Genomic DNA, 18,406 nt, shown 5'->3' with positions numbered 1-18,406 from the left:
TCGGAACCTGCCCGCACTGCCACCACAGATTCCCAACCTAACAAAGTACTACTAGCCACGTGCCGAGGTATTGACGGTCTCGCTCGGTATCGGCAGGGCCGACCAGAGAAGGAGCACAGTCGTCGTCCAAGCCCGAGGTGCCATGCGCCCAACCCACCACGGGCCAGCCACCCTCGGGCGCTTGACCTTCGGGGACGAAGAATGCACCGGTACTCAAGGCAGGGTTGCCGTCGGATCCGACGGTCCAGTACGTGATCCGCTTGGCCTCGGCCGTTCCAGGAAGCCACAGGTCGGCCGCCAACTCCTCGACCTTCACAACGGTTCCCGGCGTCGCGTCGACCTCGTCCGCTGCAGCGACCGAGACGCTCAGAACAGTTGCGCCCAACACCAGGGACGTCGTCGAAGCGGCAGCGACAAGCGAGCGCAGGAAAGTCGACATGAGGCACACGATAGCTCTCCGGAGGCGAGGAATGCGCGTGAATTCCTTTCAGACGCCTCCACCGAACAGCACTCCCAACAAATATGTCACGCCCGCGGCCCCGTAGCCGATGGCCAGCTGTCGCAGAGCTCGCTTGACCGGTGAACCCCCACTGAGCAGTCCGACCACCGTTCCTGTCCCGATCAGGGCGATGCCCACCAGCACTGCGGCGACCACCAGCGCTGCAACACCTTCCAGTCCTACGAGATACGGCAGCACCGGGATGACCGCGCCGGAGGCGAAGAAGCAGAAGCTGGCAAGGGCGGCACCTATTCCGGTTCCAACCGATTCGTGAACATCGGACTCGGCAGCCATCGCGTCCTCCGACGACAGATCCTCGAGCACGCGGGACGCCTTGGTCTCGGCATCGTCGGGCGACATGCCACGGGCGCGGTAGACCAACGCCAGTTCGTTGGCGTCGACATCGAGATGTCGAACGGCGTCGCGGGCGGAACCGTCGGGTGCCGACGCCTCGAGCAGCTCCCGCTGCGAGCGGACGGATACGTATTCCCCCGCGCCCATCGACAGGGCACCGGCGAGTAGCCCGGCGAGCCCGGTTACCAGAACGATGTTGTTGGACACGCCACTGCCGCTGATACCGAGGACGAGCGCGAGGTTGCTGACGAGTCCGTCGTTCGCCCCGAATACCGCGGCTCTGAAATTGCCGGACAGGCGGTTTCGTCCCCGCGCCGCGAGCCCACGTACCACCTCGGCGTGGATCTGTTCGTCGGCGATCATCGCGTGGGTGGCACCGGCCTCCGATGTGTACGGAGACCTGGTCTCGGCGCGCTGCGCGAGTGCGAGTACGAACACCGAACCGAACCGACGGGCGAGGACGCCGAGGGTGCGCGTGCGAAGGCTTCCCTTCAAGGGCATGCCCACTCGATCGCCGAGCAGGCGTCGCCAATGTTCCTCGTGACGGCCCTCGGCCTCGGCGAGCGCGAGGAGGATCTCTCGCTCCTCGCCGGTGCGGCGGTCTGCGAGGTCACGGTAGACCGCCGCCTCGGCCCGTTCGTCGGCGAGATAGCGTCGCCAACGCTTGACGTCCTTGACCGAGGGGTCTGTCATAGGCTCAACGTACCGCTAGCTGGGGTCGTACACCCCCGTCTGCACGGCCTTGACGAGCCGTCGAGGGACTCGATATTCCACACCCCCGAGGCGAACGGTCACCAGATCCGGCGGTGAGGCCTTCCACTGAGCACGACGACTGCGGGTGTTGGATCGCGACATCTTCCGCTTCGGAACAGCCATGGCTCAGACGTCCTTCCTGCTGCGGCGACCGTAGCGCTTCTCGAACTTCTCGACGCGCCCCTGGGTGTCCATGATGCGGCTTGCGCCGGTCCAGAACGGGTGCGATTCGTTGGTGACGTCGACGACGACCAGCGGGTAGGTGGCCCCGTCCTCCCACTCGATCTCGCGAGAGGACGTGATGGTGGAGCGGGTGAGGAACTTCGTGCCGGTGCCCGCGTCCTGGAAGACCACCGGGTGGTAGTCGGGGTGAATTCCTGATTTCATTCTGTTGCCTCTCGGTGTGTGTCCTGATAGGGCGATTCGCTTGTTTCGCAGGGGTCTTCGTGCCATTGCCCGAACGGGTCGTTCCAGTGCGCCCAGGCAGCTCGGTCGTGCATCTCGTCGTCGGAAACCAAAGCCCACTGCAGAGTTCGATCGATCTCCGACGGATCCGCGGCGTGAACGAGGACCACGAGTGAGGTGTCTCGATCACCGAATTCGTCGTCCCACCGCAGCGCGGCCATCGCGCGACGGGAAGTGTCGACGCCGTCCTGCTCCTCCGGAGTCATCGCCGCCAGCCACCTACCTGCACTGGCGACGCGCAGTCCCCCACCCGCAGATTCGATCCATAGCGCTTCGTCGGGTTGTGTTGCCACCCAAGCTCGTCCGCGCGCAGTGACGACCCCGTCGAGCAACACATCGATCGCTTCGTGCAATCGTTCGGGATGGAACGGCCGGGTGGCAGTGAACTCGACAAGGCTCACCCCGCACTCGCCGGTCAGCGGCGGCTGCCCCCGAAGCAATGGTGAGTGGGCGTCGGTGACCTCGCCACGCCGCGCGTCGAAAGGTATTGCAGCGACGAGAGCTTCGGTGTCGAGGGTGTCACCGTGGCCGACCCAGGCAATCGGCGCACCCGGCGCAAGTCGCGCAAGCACGGCCGCGAGTTTTGCTCGCTCCCAAGGTTCGACGTCGGGGGTCACAGAAACGACGAGCGCATCTGCATAGTCGACCTGCCCGACGACGACCTGTGCGACGGTTCGATCGTCGTCACCGCTGGCGACGATGCCACGATCGGCTAGCGCGTCGTCGCCGGTGGCGTCGGCGAGCCAGGTTGCGGCGTCGAGACAATCGACGACGGCGTCGATCCGAACATCTCGCGAGGCCGGCCCGTCGACTTGCCCGACGACGCCCGCGACCACGACGTTGTCGATCGCCCAGCACAGCGCCTCGGGTTCGAGGGCCGGATCCATGGCAAGCACGATGCGCTGCACCGAACTGCGCGCCGCGAGCTTCCGAAGCAGTGGCAGCAAGTCCTCGCGCAAGGTGCACGAGACGCATCCGTGGGCCAGTTCGAGGATCGTCTCCCGCGCCGGCTCGGCGTTCGCGTACAGCGTCCGGCGGACCACTCCTTCGTGCACCCGGCCGAGTTCGTGTCGCACAGCAACGGTTCCCGGCGCGAGCAGCGAGGTCACTACTGCGTCCATGGCACCCGTCCAGCCCGATACGAGGACGACCGGCGTGCGACGGTCCACTGGAAAGTTCACGAGCACCCTTCTTTCGACAACGATTGTCATTTACTACGGATGCACGCTACATTCCTCGGAGCGCTTTGTCGAAAACGATTGTCATAACAGCTAGAGAGGAGCGCGTATGTCTGCGCACTGCCAGGTGACCGGAAGGAAGCCCGGATTCGGTAAGTCCGTGTCCCACTCCCATGTGAGGACCAACCGTCGCTGGGATCCGAACATCCAGAAGAAGACGTACTTCGTGCCCAGCTTGCGCCGCCGCGTCACGTTGACGCTGTCGGCGAAAGGCATCAAGACCATCGACCGCGACGGCATCGATGCGGTCGTCGCAACGCTGCTCGCCCGTGGGGAGAAGATCTGATGGGCAAGAGCACGGACGTACGTCCGATCATCAAGCTGAAGTCGACTGCCGGAACCGGTTATACGTACGTGACCAGGAAGAACCGTCGCAACGACCCTGACAGGATCGTCCTGAAGAAGTACGACCCCGTCGTCCGCAAGCACGTCGACTTCAGAGAAGAGCGCTGACATGGCCAAGAAGTCGAAGATCGCCAAGAACGAGCAACGCAAGGTCGTCGTCGCGCGGTGGGCAGCTCGTCGGAGCGAGCTGAAAGAGATCATCCGCAGACCGTCGACGTCCGATTCCGAGCGTGCCGATGCTCAGGCGGCACTGCAGCGTCTGCCACGCGACGCGAGTCCGGTACGATTGCGCAATCGTGACGCTGCGGATGGACGTCCGCGCGGCCACCTACGGAAATTTGGACTTTCCCGCGTGAAAATGCGCGAGATGGCTCACCGCGGGGAGCTGCCAGGCGTCCACAAGTCGAGCTGGTAAGGAACAGGGAAAAAGATGGCAGTCAAAAGAGCACCGTCGAAGAAGGTCCGCGCAGAGGCAGGGCGTCGACCCAAGAAGAATCCGTTGAACGCCGCCAAGGTCACCACGGTGGACTACAAGGACATCAACCTTCTTCGTCAGTTCATTTCGGACCGCGGCAAGATCCGCAGCCGCCGCGTCACCGGCCTCACCCCGCAGCAGCAGCGTCAGGTTGCCGTCGCGGTGAAGAACGCCCGTGAGATGGCTCTGCTGCCGTTCACCAGCCGCTAGACACTTTCAGTCGCAGAAAGGCCACGCACCGCTCGGGTGCGTGGCCTTTCTGCGTGCGCACTAGAGTTAGTACTCTCCCGCCGCCTACACCAGAATCGAGAACCTGAGCCCTACATGTCCGGTGTTCTCGAGGGCTTCACGGTCATCTTCATCGTCATCGCGCTGGGGTATGTGCTCGCCCGGTTCCAGGTACTGGGCGAACACGGCCAGTTCGTACTGAGCCGACTGGTCTTCTTCGTGGCCACACCGGCCTTGCTCTTCGTGACGCTCGCTCAGTCGGACCTGGCGGTGATCCTCTCACCCGTGCTCGTGGTCGCAGGAGTGACTGCGCTCGTGGTCGGCGCGATCTACTTCGCGATTGCGAAGTTCGTACTGAAGCGCGCAGTGCCCGAAGCGACCGTCGGCGGACTAGCGTCCTCGTACGTCAACGCTGCCAACCTCGGCATCCCGATCGCGGTCTTCGTCCTCGGTGACGCCAACTTCGTCGCGCCTCTGCTGCTGTTTCAGATCCTGATCTATTCGCCACTTGCTCTGACGATCCTCGACCTGTCGACAATGGGGAAGAAGGCGTCGATTCGCGCCATCGTCGTCACACCGTTCAAGAATCCGATCGTCCTGGCGGGCGCTGCAGGTCTGCTGCTCTCGATCACCGGTATCGAGTTACCGGAGTCGATCATGCAGCCGTTCGATCTCATTGGAGGCGCCGCCGTGCCCGGTGCGTTGCTCGCCTTCGGGCTCTCGCTGTTCGGCGCGCGCGTCCTGCAGAAGGGCACGAGCCCCCGACGTGACGTGATCCTCGCGTCGACCTTGAAGATGGTGCTGCAACCGATCCTCGGGTTTGCGATGGCGTTGGCGATGGGCCTCGACGGCCACGAACTCTTCGCCATCACCGTCATCTCCGCACTCCCGACGGCGCAGAACGTCTTCGTGTTCGCCAGTCGCTACAACCGCGGGGTCGTACTTGCGCGCGATACTGCTTTCGTCACGACCCTCGTCTCGATTCCCGTGATCGCACTCGTCACCGCGCTGCTGGCCTGAGAGACACGATGGCCCACCCAAAGGTTCTACTCAGCTCCCACAGCTACCTTGGAGATATGAGGTTTCTGGCTGCGGGGCTACTGCTGTGTGTCCTGCTGGTCGGCTGTAGCGAGAACACGGCCGACAGCAGCGAGAACGTCGAAACCACCAGTAGCACTGCCCCTGACGACACGCTGCACAGCCCGAGCGCCCCGCCCGTCCCCGTCGAAGTTCCGGTCGGCGAGGTCGGCACAATGTTCGAGTCCACCACTGGCCTGGTCAGAGCTGCCCCGACCCCGTTCGAATCCTGGAGCCAAATCTCCCCCAACACCATTGCCATCCATTTCGTCACCGGCACACCGGAGTGCTACGGAGCCGAAGTCGAGGTCACCGAGTCCGACACGGAAGTCGTCGTCGCACTCCGGACCGGCACACTCCCGGAGGCCGCGGACAAGGCATGCATCATGGTCGCCGTCTACGGAACGATGCAGATGACGCTTCAGTCGCCGCTCGGAGACCGAGCCATCGTCAACGCAGCCTAGTAACGTGACACCGGTGAGCGATCACCTACCCGAACAGCAGCGAGCGTCGGTACGCGCGGCCGATGCCGATCGAAATCTCGTCGCCAAGCTTCTCAGCGACGCACTCGCAGAGGGGCAACTGACCCTCGCCGAGTACGACGAACGCACCGCGGCGGCGTATCGAGCGAAGACCTACGGCGAACTCGACGTGCTGACGAGCGACCTTGCACTCGCTCCGCCCTCCTCGGTTCAGTATTCCAATGCAGGACCCGACGTCGATCGCGCAATCGCAATCATGAGCGGCTTCGCGCGCAAGGGCGAGTGGACCGTGGCGCCGCGTGTCGAGGCAATTGCGTTCTGGGGTGGCGGTGAGATCGACCTGCGCCACGCGCACTTCTCGGCCCCCGAGGTGACGATCAACTGCGTCGCGATCATGGGCGGCATCGACATCACCGTGCCGTCGAACATCGGCGTCGAGGTCCGCGGGGCAGGCATCATGGGCGGCTTCGATCACATCGCGCAGACCGGTGCGCCGAACGCGCCGCGAGTCATCGTGACCGGCTTCGCGTTCTGGGGCGGCGTCGGGATCAAGGTCGAGAAGTAGCGCTCCGCGCCAGTGGCACGTTTGAGTGCACCAGGGTGCACTTGTTCGTGCCACTGGGCCGGAGGCCTCACCCCTTCCTGCGTCGCTTCAGATAGTCGGTGACGACCGCGGCACCGAGTCCGTCGAGGTCCGGAGCAATGACCCGCCCACCTACGCGCTCGGCCATGCGATCGACCACCCGCGCGAGCCCCGGATCGTCGCCCAGCCTGAAGATGGTCACCTGCGCACCGAGTTTCGCAATGGTGTCCAGTTCCCGCACCGTCAGCCCCAATGTGCGCGGCGACGGCGGATAGTCGAAGAACGCATGACCGTCGGGTTCGAGATGCGCCGTCGGCTCCCCATCCGTCACGATCAGCACCACCGGTTGAGCATTCGGATGACGACGCAGATGCCTGGCCGCGAGCAACAACGCATGGTGCAGGTTGGTGCCTTGGTCGTAGGCGCCGTCGAGACCCGCCAACTCGGACGCCGTCAACTTCTGCGCGTGCCGACCGAATCCGATGAGTTGCAGATCATCACCCCGGAACCGAGTACTGACAAGGTGATTGAGCGCGAGCGCCGTTCGCTTCATCGGCACCCACCGACCGTCCATGACCATCGAGAACGACGTATCGACCAGCAACGCGACGGCAGCCTGCGTCCGAGTTTCGGTTTCGCTGATCTCGACGTCCGTGACCTGCAGCTGGACCGGGAACTCTCCGCCCGACGCGGCAGTCCTCAGCACCGCGTTATTGACGGTCCTCGTCACGTCCCACGGCTCGGTGTCGCCGAATTCCCAGGCCCGCGATGCACCCGTCGGCTCCCCCATCGCGCCTGCTCGACGGGTATCCCGCTCGCCACCGCGTCGGGAAATCTTGCCTGCCACATCCTTCAGCGCGGACTGACCCAACTGGCGCATCGCCTTCGGGGACAGACGCCACTGACCGTCGGCACCCTTGTCCATGAAACCTTGCTGCTCCAGCGCCTTTTCGAGCTCGGACAGCATCCGCGCATCGGCTGCTGCCTCGGGGCCCAACTGCTTCAGCAGCGCTTCCGCATCGATATCGTCGAGGGCAGCGCCGTTGTACTGCTGCGAGAGTTGGTTGCCGAGGTTCTCGAGCTCCGCGATGTCCTGGAGCGCACCGGTTCCGTCGCCGAGCCCCATTCCATTCTCGCCGCGGAAGTTCTGCGAACCATCCCAATCCTCGCCCGGCCTTGCTTGCTGGAGATTCTGGTCGAGTTGATCCAGTTGCGCGAGCAAATTCGAGTCACCGAACGCCTGCTGCGCGAGCGCATCGAGCTCTGCTCGTTGCTCGGGACTGAGCGAGTTGCGCAAGCGCTGAGCCGCTGCGGCTCGCTGCGCGAGCGAGTCGAGGAGCTCGTCCACATTCTGCGGGTTCTCCGGGAAGTGCTGCCCGTGCTTGCGCATGAAGTCGGCGAACTGCTCGTCGGTGTCCTCGCCCCGATTGTGCTTGTCGAGAAGCTCGTTCAGGTCCTTCAGCATCTCGCTGATCGCCTGACGGTCCTCGTCCGTCGCATTCTCCAGCGCGTTCTTCATGCCCGCGAAGCGTTGATCGAGCATCTCGCGGCCGAGCAGATCCTTGATCTTCTCGTAGTTCTCCCGTGCCTCGGACGAACGCCAGTCGTAGTCGGCCAGCTCCTGCACGGCCTGCGCAGTCGACGGCGACAGGTCACCGATCTGCATCTCCTGAAAACGGGCGTCGTCGTCGAGAGCTCTGGCGAGAGTCTTGCGCTCCTCGAGAACCGCCTTGTCGAGAAGCTCGCGCACTTCCTGCAGGGTCCCGTCGAGGTTGTTCTTCCGCAAGAGATCTCGTCGACGACGGTTGGCCTCGGCTGCAAGGTCGTCGAGACCGCGCATGTTCTGCGTTCCACGCCGAAGCATCTCCTGCATCGCGCGCCTCGGCGACGCGCCCTCCAGAACGTCGTTGCCGATGGACTCGAGGGCCTCTCTCAGGTCGACGGGTGCGGCCAGCGGATCAGGTCCCCCGTGATATCGCCCGTATCTGCTGGCCGGCATCAGCTGTACACCGTCTGGCCGTCGTCGTCGGGATCCTTGGCTATGCGTCGCGCCAAGTAGAGGCCCTCCAACGCGAGTTCTGTTGCGGCCGCCCGTTCGCCGTCGGTGGTCGCGTCGAGCCGTTCGTCGATCTCTTGCAGAACCTCCAGGTCGGGCAACTCTCCGATCAGAGTCTTGGCTGCGATGCGATCACCCGTCACGACCGGATCGCCCTCTTCGATCGCGGTGACCAAGGGCGCCAGATTGATTCCGCCCAACCGCTCACGGACAGTGTCAGCGGTCGCCCGACGCAGGAGGTGTTCGAGAACCTCCGTTTCACGGCCCTCCTCTCCGGATTCGAATTCGACCTTGCCTCGAAGTACCTCGATGATGGTTCCCAGGTCGACCGGACGCGCCACCGCGTCGCTCTCACCGAGCACGGCTGCGCGGTGAACTGCTGCAGCAGCAATGGTCTCGGCAGCCGCGATAGCGAACCGAGCAGAGACACCCGATCGCTGATCGACCGACGGTGACTCGCGGAGCAGCCGGGTGAAGCGGGCAAGAATCTCGAGCAGATACGACGGCACAGCCGCGGGCAAGTTGGCTTCCTGCTCGATCACCGAGATCTCGTCGTCGAGGGCGTGCGGGTAGTGAGTACGGATCTCGGCACCGAACCGGTCCTTCAGCGGGGTGATGATCCGCCCACGGTTGGTGTAGTCCTCGGGGTTGGCGCTCGCCACGAGCACGACGTCGAGCGGCAGCCGAAGCGTGTAACCGCGGACCTGAATGTCGCGCTCTTCCATGACGTTGAGCAGCGAGACCTGGATGCGCTCGGCGAGGTCGGGCAACTCGTTGATGGCCACGATTCCGCGATGGCTGCGCGGGACCAGACCGAAGTGAATGGTCTCGGGATCACCCAGGCTGCGTCCCTCGGCAACCTTGACCGGGTCGACGTCGCCCACGAGGTCGGCGACCGACGTGTCCGGCGTCGCGAGCTTCTCGGCGTACCGCTCGCTGCGGTGTCGCCACACAACGGGAAGTAACTCGCCCAATTCCTTCGCCCGCCGCATGCTCGCCGGGGTGATGGGTTCGTAGGGATGTTCGCCGAGCTCGGAGCCCTCGATGACCGGGGACCACTCGTCCAGCAGGAGATGAAGCGTGCGGAGCAGTCGAGTCTTGCCCTGACCTCGTTCGCCGAGCAGAACGACGTCGTGACCAGCAAGGATCGCGCGTTCGAACTGCGGGAGCACGGTCTTGTCGAAGCCGAGTATCCCCGGCCACGCATCGCGGCCTTCGCGTAGAGCGTCGAGCAGATTTTCCCGGAGTTCGTCTTTGACGGAACGCTGCACGTGTCCGGACGCGCGCAGCTCGCCGACGGTGGTGATGCCAGGTTGGGTAGAGGTCACCTCTCCACGCTACGAGCGTTCGCACGTTTGTGCACCCTCGTCGAGTTCGCACTTGTGCAGACGAGACGTCGGGATCCGCCTGCACAAGTGCGAACTCGTCAGACCGGGGCACCTGCCATTCGCAGTTTCTCCCGCACACGAGCCACCACTTCGAGCGGTCGAGTCCGCAACTGCTCGGAATTGACGCGAACGACCAGCCATCCTGCCCGTACGAGTTTGTCGTAGCGCTCGATGTCCCACGTACGCTGTTTCTCGGACGTCCAATGCTGTATCCCGTCGTACTCGACGACGACCTTCCACTCCGGCCATCCCAGGTCACACCGTGCGAACACTTTTCCGTCCGAGCCCGTCACACGAATCTGGGTTGTCGGCGTCGGCAGCCCCGCGTCGAGAAGCAGGATCCGTGTTCGAGTCTCCTGAGGTGACTCCGATCCGCCGTCGACCATCGCAAGAATGGCCGGCGCCTGCGCGACGCCTCGAAGACCCGGCCATCGCTCGATCAGCGCCATTGCCTCGGCGGTCGACACGCCGCTGGCGTTGGCTAATGAGTCCAGCAGTTGAACGGCACGAAGTCGAGGCAGACGCCGAGCCAGGTCGAACATGGTCCGCGGCACAGTGGTCACGGAAAGTTCGCCGATCGAAGCGATCTCCGAATCGGACACACTGTCGTATCGAATCCGCAGTCCACTGAGCCGACGCCTCCGCTCGTGCCAGATCAGCTCGGCGGGTTCGTCCGGGTCGATCCATTTGGCTCCGTGCAGCGCAGCTGCCGACAGTCCGCACAACACAGCCGAACTCCCTGCGAGCACATGTGCGGCACGCGCTTTGACGACTGCGTCGACGACGACATTCTTCCGGACGTACACGTCGCGGTGAATACGCTCGAATCCATGCGCCAGTTGATGACGGGTCAGATCACCCTTGCGGACCGCGAGCGAACCTCTGAACGGATTGTCGGACTGCACGCTTCGACGATGACAGCGTAGGCCGTGCAGTGGGGTAACGACATTGCATCTGTGGATAGCCGGAAAATCCATCCACAGTTGCCGAGATCGCACTTATGCAGACGAAAGTGGGGTATTGGCCTGCACAAGTGCGAACTCGGCGGAAAGGTCAGTGCGCGAAGTGCCGCGACCCCGTCAGGTAGAGGGTGACCCCGGCGTCCTGAGCTGCCGCAATGACCTCGTTGTCGCGCACGGACCCACCGGGCTGCACGACGGCTTTCACACCTGCAGTCAGGAGCACCTGCAAGCCGTCGGGGAACGGGAAGAACGCGTCCGAGGACGCCACCGAACCCTCGACGCGGTCGCCCGCACGCTGAACTGCCAAGTGTGCGGCGTCGACGCGGTTGACCTGTCCCATGCCGACACCGACCGACGCGCCGTCCTTGGCCAGCAGGATCGCGTTGGACTTCACCGCACGCCCTGCACGCCAAGCGAATTCGAGGTCCTTCAGGGTCTGCTCGTCGGCAGGATCACCGGCGGCGAGGGTCCAGTTGGCCGGGTTGTCGCCGTCGGCGTCGATCGCGTCGCGCTGCTGCATCAGGGTGCCACCGGAAATCGGCTTGAGCTCGACCCCCTGCGGCGACGGGGGCGTTGCCAGTAGGACGCGAACGTTCTTCTTGCGCTGCAGAACTCCGAGCGCACCGTCCGCGTACGACGGTGCGACGATGACCTCGGTGAAGATTTCGGCGACCTGCTCGGCCATGTCGACCGTCACCTCACGATTGGCCGCGATGACGCCGCCGTACGCGCTGACCGGGTCGCAGGCGTGCGCCTTGCGATGCGCCTCGGCGATGTCGGCGCCTACTGCAATGCCACACGGGTTGGCGTGCTTGATGATTGCGACGGTAGGCGCCTCGTGATCGAACGCCGCACGCCATGCTGCGTCGGCGTCGGTGAAGTTGTTGTACGACATCTCCTTGCCGTGCAACTGCTCTGCCTGCGCGATACCGCTGCCGGTGGGACTGACGTACAGCGCTGCGGCCTGGTGCGGGTTCTCGCCGTACCGAAGCACTGCGGACCGATCCCAGGTACCGCCGATCCACTCGGGGAACTGCTCCTCGGAATCGACGAGCACACTGCTCATCCACGACGCCACCGCGACGTCGTACGCGGCGGTGTGCTGAAACGCCTGTGCAGCAAGCGAAACTCGCTCCGCGAGAGTGAACCCACCGCCTGCGACGGCGCTCAGCACATCCTCGTAGCGAGCCGGGTCGACGACCACTGCAACGGACGGATGATTCTTGGCTGCGGCACGAACCATCGACGGTCCACCGATGTCGATCTGCTCGACGCACTCGTCGGGGGTGGCGCCGCTGGCAACGGTGTCGGTGAACGGATAGAGGTTCACCACGACCAGCTCGAATGCCTCGATACCCAAGTCCTCGAGCTGTGCGAGATGCTCGGGTCGCCGGGTATCGGCGAGGACGCCTGCGTGCACGCGCGGGTGCAGCGTCTTGACTCGGCCGTCGAGCGTCTCGGGGAAGCCGGTCAGATCCTCGACCTTGGTGACCGGTATCCCAGCGTCGGCGATCTTGGACGCAGTCGATCCGGTGGAGACCAGAGCGACGCCTGCGTTGTGCAAGCCGGTCGCGAGCTCGATCAATCCGGTCTTGTCATAGACGCTGACCAGCGCACGACGCACTGCTTTACGTTCACTCATGGTTGGATGTGAGCCTTTCGTCCATCGGAGACAACACCTCGGGTGGCAACCGCAGCGACCACGTCGACCAGCAGTCTGCGTTCCACGGTCTTGATTCGCTCGTGCAACGACGATCGATCGTCGTCTACGTACACGGGCACAGCTTCCTGGGCCAGAACCGGCCCGGTATCGACCCCCGCGTCGACGAGATGAACCGTCGACCCGGTCAGTTTGACGCCGTAGGCGAGCGCATCCTCGACCGCGTGGGCTCCGGGGAACGACGGGAGCAGCGCGGGGTGCGTGTTGATGATCCGGCCGGCGAAGGCGTCGAGAAAACGGGGTCCGAGGATCTTCATGAACCCGGCGGTCACGACGAGATCGGGCTCGTGTTCGAGTACGGCTTCGGTGAGGGCAGCGTCCCACGCATCTCGATCTGCATGATCGCGCAGGCCGATGCGGAAGTGCGGAATGCCGGCCGAGTGCGCGTGCCGGGCCGCGTCGCAATCACGATCGACACCGACCGCCGCGATCCGAGCAGGGTAGGAATCGTTCTCTGCCGCCGTCAGAAGCGACAGCAACAGAGAGCCCGCCCCCGATGCGAGGACGACGACCCGAGCGGGTGTCTCACGCGAGGCAGTCAGCGCACTACTCCTGGTTTTGTCGAGGCGGAACGCCCGTCGGTACCGCACCGGGGCAGCATGAACAGTAGTCGCAGCCGTCGCGGGGTCCTGTCAGGGGTGGTCCCGTCAGGGGTGGTCCCGTCAGGACTTGTCGTCCCCGTCCGGGGTAGCCGCGGTCTCGGTGTCGACCGCCTCGCTCGTCTGCTCGTCGTCCGGGACCTCGACGACCTCGGCGTCGACGATGTCCTCGACCGGATCGGCGGCGGGCTGGTCGGCATCTGCCGGTGCAGCCTCGACCAGTTCCGGCTCGTCGACGACCTCCGCGTCGACCGCCCGCTCCTCGTGGACTACGGGCTGACCGATCGCGGCGACTGCAACGGGTGCCACCGGTGCTGCTTCGGGAACCGCAAGCTCCTTGGACCCTCCGCGCCACACCGTCACTGCCGCGGCGATGGACCCGACGACCGCAAGCCAGGCGAACACGAGAAGGCCGAACGACCAGACAGTGACCTGCACGGTTCCGAAGGTTCCGAGGTTGCCGCCTGCCGCGAACCCGAGGACCAGGGCACAGAGGCCGACGACTGCTGCGCCGAGCCACACCGAAGACAGCGCGTAGTGGACGTCGACCGACCGCCGAGCGCAGTCACGCCCGAGGAATATGCCCGCAGAGATGGGGACGATCAGCATCAGCATCCACACGGTCTGTGCAGCGCCCTCGGGTAGGACGGACAGGATCGGCAACGGCGGAACCGGGCCACCGACGGACTGAAAGATGCTCACTGACACCTCACCGATGTGCGTCGAGGATCCGACTGCAACCGCGAGAGACCCCAACACAACGTTGGGTAGGTACAGAATGGACAGCACGGTCAGCCCGAGGACGCCGACGAACCCGTTGCCGGATTCGAGCAGCATTTCCATCGTGGACCAGGAGGCGACCATCGCCACCAGCACGATCGCCCCGCCGCCTGCGACCAGAAGCGATGCTGCTCGAATCGTCGGCGTGACGAGTTCGCCGATCCACGTCGGCACGCGCTCTGCGACGGCGTCGGATTTCCGGGCCCCGACGCAGACACCGATACCCGCCGCCACCGCGTGCACGCTCGCCACCCACGCGAAGGCGACCAAGGCATGGGGGCTGGACAACCCGATCGCCGCGGACGCATCCGCAGCCACCGCGAGCGCCAAGGCCGTCACGACCAGCGGACCGAGTACGGCGGCGCCGACGATCCACGCGCAGTCGCGGCGGGTGGTCGTCTCCGTCATGGTCCTCGCGACGCTACGGACGACGACGGCCGCGACCACCAACGTAGGCAACAGCGGGAAGACACCGAGCGAGGTGCCCGCGATATTCAGCGGGACCAGGTGAACCGCGAACCACATGCCTGCGATGGCGCCGAAAGTTCCGGTGAGTTCACTGTTGACCGACACCAGCGTCACCAGCACGACCGTCGTAATGATCGCGAGGAGAACACCGGGTACGCGGAAAGCGACGCCGATCAACGTTCTGGACTGGGCAGGCGAAAGGACCTGTCGACGCTCCGGCGGACGAGGGGTGCGTCCGGTGCGCTTCTTCTCCTGATTCAGTACGGCGCTCATCGGCTACGAGCGTTGCACCAACCGGCGACCGGTTCGATCAGGCGCGCCGAGCAGAGCTCACTTCTTGTCCTCATCCGGCGGGGTCTGGCCGAACGCTTGCGTCGGAGCGCTGTACGGAGGTGTGCTGTCGTCCCCGGACTCGTCGGTGCGCTCGCTCGGCGCGTCCGACGGAACAGAGTGCTGCGGCGCAGCGTAACCGCCCGAACCCGCAGGGGGCTGACCGTACTGGGGCTGACCGAACGGAGAGTTCTGTCCGGCAGGACCGGTGAGTCCGGACTCCGGCTTCGACGTGCCGACGGGGTAGCCGAGGCCACCGGTGGTGTTCTGGTTGGGCTGATTCTGCTGACCCTGCTGACTCTGCGAGGGGCCGGTGTAGTTGGGCGGAACATAGCCCTGACCGGGGACGCCGTAGTTCTGCTGAGTCGGTTGGGCGTAGCCGCCGTAACCCTGGTTCTGCTGACCGTAACCGGGAGCCTGCTGACCGTAGCCCTGGAAGTTCGTCTGTCCGTACGACTTCGGCTTCGGCTGCGGCGCTTTGATCACCCCGGCACCGAACAGGGTCGCGGCAACGGCGAGAACCGATTGCACGAATCCCAGTACGAGGACGATGATTCCGCCGACCCCGAGTTCGATCGATGCGCCGATCGGGCCTGCATCACCGGTGTTGAACGCCTGGAACACCAGCACCAGCCAACCGGTTATCGACAGTGCTGCAGCGACCCCCATCGTGCCCGCTTGCTTGGGCAGCAGCCCACTGGCGGCGACAAGTCCGCCCGCCAGCAGGAGGGCGATCGACGTCGGATCGCCGGTCTGAACGAAGAAGAAATTGACCGCCTCGCCGGGAACTTCGTACTGTCCGGCCAGTCCGACCAAGAAGCTGACAACGCCGAGACCTGCTACGACGAGAGCCAGAATCCGCGGAAGCGGCGACGGCCGGTCCGATGCGAGCGGCGGGGTGTACTGCCCGGTCGGCGAGGAAGACGGTGACTGCCCGAACTGCGACGGCTGCTGCTGCGACGGCTGCGACTGCGCGCCGTACTGCTGACCGGCCGGGCCGTAGCTGCCGTAACCGGGCGTCGAGGGCCGAGCGCCTTCCGGCGAGTAGCCACTGCCATAACCGCCGGAACCGGGTCCCGACGAACGCGGGCCTTCGGGTGAAAAGGTCATGACACTCTCCTGAAATAGCACTGAATCGGGTCCATAGACCACGCTAGTCTACGGACCCGATTCGGTGTTCTGCCCTTGCGTCAGACGGCCCCGACCAGCGCCGGAGCAGATTCCAACTCTCTGACCAGTGGCAGTACGTTCGCGCCGAAGTACTCGATCTCTTCCTGAAAGTGCAGGAACCCGCCGAGGATCAAGTCCACTCCGCGCTTGCGGTACTCGACGATGCGGTGGGCTACCTGCTCGGGAGTTCCGATCAGTTGACTCTTGAAACCGTCGTTGTACTGAACGAGATCCTCGAACGTCGAATCCGCCCACATGCCTTTGCCGTCCTTCGTCGACGATCCGGCTTGCTGGACAGCGCCCCTGAATCCCTCGACTGCCGGCTTGTTCGCCTTCTCGATGATCTCGCGAAGTGTGTCCCTGGCTTCTTTCTCCGTGTCGCGGGCGATGATGAAGCCGTTCAGACCGAACCTGACCTCACGGTCGTGCGATCGTGCAACCCGGCGGATGTTGTCCAATTGCTCCGTGACGCCGTCGTAGTCCTTGCCGTTGGAGAAGTACCAGTCGGAGTACTTGCCGGCGTTCTCCTGCGCGGCCGAGGAGTTACCGCCCTGGAAGAGTTCAGGATTGGGACGCTCCGGGGTGTCGATCGGCTTCGGCTTCAACGTGAAGTCGTGGATTCGGTAGAAGTCTCCGCGGAAGTCGACGTCGTCCTCGGTCCAGATCTTGCGTAGCACCTGAAGGAATTCGGCACTGCGACGGTACCTTTCGTCGTGCTCGAGCCACGGCTCCCCGAGGTGGGTGAATTCGTCCTTGAACCAGCCGCTGACGACGTTGACTGCGAAGCGTCCGTTCGACAGGTGGTCGGCGGTGGCACCGAGCTTGGCCAACACCGCCGGCTGCCACAGACCTGGATGGACCGCTGCGATGACTTTCAGACGTTCCGTTGCCAGTAGCAAAGCAAGGCTGAAGCTCGTCGACTCGTGCTGGTATTCGGCCCCGTAGCTTGCCTCGTAGCGAACCTGGCTCAACGCATACTCGAAGCCGTTGTTCTCGGCAGTCTGCGCGAGCTTCTTGTTGTATTCGTAGTCCCAACTGGTTCTCTGCTCGATGTCGCTGGTGACGAGACCACCACTGACATTCGGGACCCAGTAGGCGAATTTGATTGCGTCGGCGATCTTTTCGGTGCTCATTGTTCTCCTTGGGCGAGATTGCTCTACGAGTACCAGGTCGGTTCGGGCAGTTCGCCCGTGAGCACCCATCGACCGACCTCGCGACGCTTGTAGGCGACGGGATCGTGCAGGGTGTGGGTGCGCACATTGCGCCAGAATCGGTCGAAGCCGTACTTGCTTGCCGTAGCGCGCGCCCCGAGCGCCTCGAACACAGTCGAGGTGATTTCGAGCGAAACCTCCGTCGCCCGCGCCTTCAGCGCCGCGACGCGAACCTCGTGGTCACCGCGCTCCTGGGCAGTCACGTTCCACGCATTATCGTGAATCTTCTTTCCTTCCAACGCAACTACGTCGGCCAACGCCTCCACGGCCCACAGCTTGGACTTCAGATCACCGTAGATGTCGATGATGTACGGCTCGTCGACGGCTGAGTCGACGGTGCTGTGCAGCCAGGCGCGGGTCTTGGTCTTGGTGTACGACGCGGCCTCCTCGAGTGCGCCCCGCGCGATACCGAGATAGAAGTTGATGAATACCAGCTGGATGGTTGGAACGTTGAGAGTGTTGTAGACGCGGGGCTGAAAGGCTTTGTCCACGAATCCTGCTGCGCTGGCCCAGTCGACGCGAACCTTGTCGATGGTGACGCTGCCGCTCTCGGTCTGACGCAAGCCGATGTTGTCCCAGTCGTCGTGGAACGTCAGCCCCTCGATGTTCGACGGCACGATCGCGAACACATGCTGACCGTCCTGCAACGCTCCTTCGAGCACCGTGACGTCCGAGACACGACTTCCCGTCGAGAAGGACTTCGCGCCGTCGAAGACAATCGTGTCACCCTCGTCGGTGACCGCGACGTCGTTGTCCCGCGGGTTGACGGCACCGCCGAAGAACCACTTGTTCTTCGTGGCGTCGGCTTCGACGGCCTCGATCTGCTCGGGCGTACCGACCAGACGCGCTGCCCAGAACCACAGCAGGTGGTAGCCGAGGAGTTGGCCGATGGAACCGTCGGCTGCAGCGACGGTGCGGATGACCTGGTACGCGGTAGGCCAGTCTTGGCCGCCGCCACCGTGTTCGACGGGTCCGAGCAACGTGACGAGCCCTGCATCCTTCAGCAGCTGGACCTCGGCGGTGGGGACCTCGCGGCCCTTGTCTCGGGCGACGGCATCGACAGCGAGTAGCTGCGCAACCTCACCCGCCCTGGCGATCCATCCTTCGGCGGACGTCGGTGCGTCGGGCCAGTTCTTGGTCGATACTGAGTGATTCTCGGTGGTAGTCATGAGGATCAGTGAAGCCGTTGCGCGGGGTAATGGACACAGTTCTGTTCACCGTGA

20 protein-coding genes and 1 pseudogene are annotated in these 18,406 nt (G+C 64.3%); 7 read left to right on the top strand and 14 right to left on the bottom strand.

Translation table 11 applies throughout. The features are described 5' to 3' along the window. Positions 1-52 precede the first annotated feature (52 nt). The 5 genes and pseudogenes from ACODSO_RS12885 to mrf form a co-directional block, all read right to left on the bottom strand. Positions 53-439 (bottom strand): annotated as a pseudogene (locus tag ACODSO_RS12885) (lipase); the annotation flags it as partial. 48 nt (positions 440-487) lie between these two features. Next, positions 488-1,546 (bottom strand): VIT1/CCC1 transporter family protein, encoded by a 1,059-nt coding sequence (locus tag ACODSO_RS12880; protein WP_489037263.1) that lies wholly within the window; start codon positions 1,544-1,546, stop codon positions 488-490. 15 nt (positions 1,547-1,561) lie between these two features. Beyond that, positions 1,562-1,729 (bottom strand): 50S ribosomal protein L32, encoded by a 168-nt coding sequence (gene rpmF, locus ACODSO_RS12875; RefSeq protein WP_489037262.1) that lies wholly within the window; start codon positions 1,727-1,729, stop codon positions 1,562-1,564. Between the two features lie 3 nt (positions 1,730-1,732). After that, a complete protein-coding gene (locus ACODSO_RS12870) occupies positions 1,733-1,993 on the bottom strand; it encodes a type B 50S ribosomal protein L31 (RefSeq protein WP_068377370.1) in 261 nt (86 codons plus the stop codon). Continuing rightward, positions 1,990-3,240 carry a ribosome hibernation factor-recruiting GTPase MRF gene (gene mrf, locus ACODSO_RS12865; RefSeq protein WP_489037266.1) on the bottom strand — a complete coding sequence of 417 codons (1,251 nt, stop codon included), beginning with the start codon at positions 3,238-3,240 and terminating at the stop codon, positions 1,990-1,992. Before mrf ends, ACODSO_RS12870 begins: the two co-directional genes overlap by 4 nt. 118 nt (positions 3,241-3,358) lie before the next feature. Here mrf and rpmB point away from each other — a divergent pair, with 118 nt between their 5' ends. The 7 genes from rpmB to ACODSO_RS12830 all read left to right on the top strand — a co-directional run bounded on the left by rpmB (position 3,359) and on the right by ACODSO_RS12830 (position 6,481). After that, the gene (gene rpmB, locus ACODSO_RS12860; protein ID WP_068377374.1) at positions 3,359-3,595 is read left to right on the top strand and encodes a 50S ribosomal protein L28; all 237 of its coding nucleotides are present in this window, start codon (positions 3,359-3,361) and stop codon (positions 3,593-3,595) included. Next, positions 3,592-3,762 carry a 50S ribosomal protein L33 gene (rpmG, locus tag ACODSO_RS12855; RefSeq protein ID WP_170947607.1) on the top strand — a complete coding sequence of 57 codons (171 nt, stop codon included), beginning with the start codon at positions 3,592-3,594 and terminating at the stop codon, positions 3,760-3,762. Before rpmB ends, rpmG begins: the two co-directional genes overlap by 4 nt. 1 nt (position 3,763) lies before the next feature. Then, a complete protein-coding gene (gene rpsN / locus ACODSO_RS12850; protein ID WP_068377377.1) occupies positions 3,764-4,069 on the top strand; it encodes a 30S ribosomal protein S14 in 306 nt (101 codons plus the stop codon). Between the two features lie 15 nt (positions 4,070-4,084). After that, positions 4,085-4,339: a 30S ribosomal protein S18 gene (gene rpsR / locus ACODSO_RS12845; protein WP_008719028.1), complete on the top strand. Its 255-nt coding sequence runs from the start codon at positions 4,085-4,087 to the stop codon at positions 4,337-4,339. Positions 4,340-4,453: 114 nt separating this feature from the next. Then, positions 4,454-5,377: an AEC family transporter gene (locus tag ACODSO_RS12840; protein ID WP_489037261.1), complete on the top strand. Its 924-nt coding sequence runs from the start codon at positions 4,454-4,456 to the stop codon at positions 5,375-5,377. A 56-nt stretch (positions 5,378-5,433) separates the two neighbouring features. Further along, a complete protein-coding gene (locus ACODSO_RS12835; RefSeq protein ID WP_489037260.1) occupies positions 5,434-5,898 on the top strand; it encodes a hypothetical protein in 465 nt (154 codons plus the stop codon). Positions 5,899-5,911: 13 nt separating this feature from the next. Continuing rightward, entirely contained in the window at positions 5,912-6,481 is a 570-nt protein-coding gene (locus ACODSO_RS12830) for a DUF1707 SHOCT-like domain-containing protein (RefSeq protein WP_489037259.1), read from the top strand. Positions 6,482-6,548: 67 nt separating this feature from the next. Here the strand turns inward: ACODSO_RS12830 and ACODSO_RS12825 are convergent, their stop codons facing one another. The 9 genes from ACODSO_RS12825 to ACODSO_RS12785 form a co-directional block, all read right to left on the bottom strand. Beyond that, complete coding sequence (locus ACODSO_RS12825) at positions 6,549-8,498, bottom strand: vWA domain-containing protein (protein ID WP_068377390.1); 1,950 nt, start codon at positions 8,496-8,498, stop codon at positions 6,549-6,551. Then, positions 8,498-9,883 carry a sigma 54-interacting transcriptional regulator gene (locus ACODSO_RS12820; protein ID WP_489037258.1) on the bottom strand — a complete coding sequence of 462 codons (1,386 nt, stop codon included), beginning with the start codon at positions 9,881-9,883 and terminating at the stop codon, positions 8,498-8,500. Before ACODSO_RS12820 ends, ACODSO_RS12825 begins: the two co-directional genes overlap by 1 nt. A gap of 98 nt (positions 9,884-9,981) precedes the next feature. Then, positions 9,982-10,848, bottom strand: a complete 867-nt coding sequence (locus ACODSO_RS12815; RefSeq protein WP_489037257.1) for a DUF559 domain-containing protein — start codon at positions 10,846-10,848, stop codon at positions 9,982-9,984. A 148-nt stretch (positions 10,849-10,996) separates the two neighbouring features. After that, entirely contained in the window at positions 10,997-12,547 is a 1,551-nt protein-coding gene (gene purH, locus ACODSO_RS12810) for a bifunctional phosphoribosylaminoimidazolecarboxamide formyltransferase/IMP cyclohydrolase (protein ID WP_489037256.1), read from the bottom strand. Then, positions 12,544-13,167, bottom strand: a complete 624-nt coding sequence (gene purN, locus ACODSO_RS12805) for a phosphoribosylglycinamide formyltransferase (RefSeq protein WP_489037265.1) — start codon at positions 13,165-13,167, stop codon at positions 12,544-12,546. Before purN ends, purH begins: the two co-directional genes overlap by 4 nt. A gap of 120 nt (positions 13,168-13,287) precedes the next feature. Continuing rightward, positions 13,288-14,745, bottom strand: coding sequence for a cell division protein PerM (locus ACODSO_RS12800; RefSeq protein WP_489037255.1), 1,458 nt, complete (start codon positions 14,743-14,745; stop codon positions 13,288-13,290). Between the two features lie 57 nt (positions 14,746-14,802). Further along, a complete protein-coding gene (locus tag ACODSO_RS12795; protein ID WP_489037254.1) occupies positions 14,803-15,912 on the bottom strand; it encodes a DUF5336 domain-containing protein in 1,110 nt (369 codons plus the stop codon). 80 nt (positions 15,913-15,992) lie between these two features. After that, positions 15,993-17,105 carry a dimethylsulfone monooxygenase SfnG gene (gene sfnG, locus ACODSO_RS12790; protein WP_489037253.1) on the bottom strand — a complete coding sequence of 371 codons (1,113 nt, stop codon included), beginning with the start codon at positions 17,103-17,105 and terminating at the stop codon, positions 15,993-15,995. Between the two features lie 23 nt (positions 17,106-17,128). After that, complete coding sequence (locus ACODSO_RS12785; protein ID WP_489037252.1) at positions 17,129-18,352, bottom strand: acyl-CoA dehydrogenase family protein; 1,224 nt, start codon at positions 18,350-18,352, stop codon at positions 17,129-17,131. Positions 18,353-18,406 lie beyond the last annotated feature (54 nt).

The organism is Rhodococcus sp. FG69, from assembly GCF_057808915.1.
This window is presented reverse-complemented; position numbering and strand designations above follow the sequence as displayed.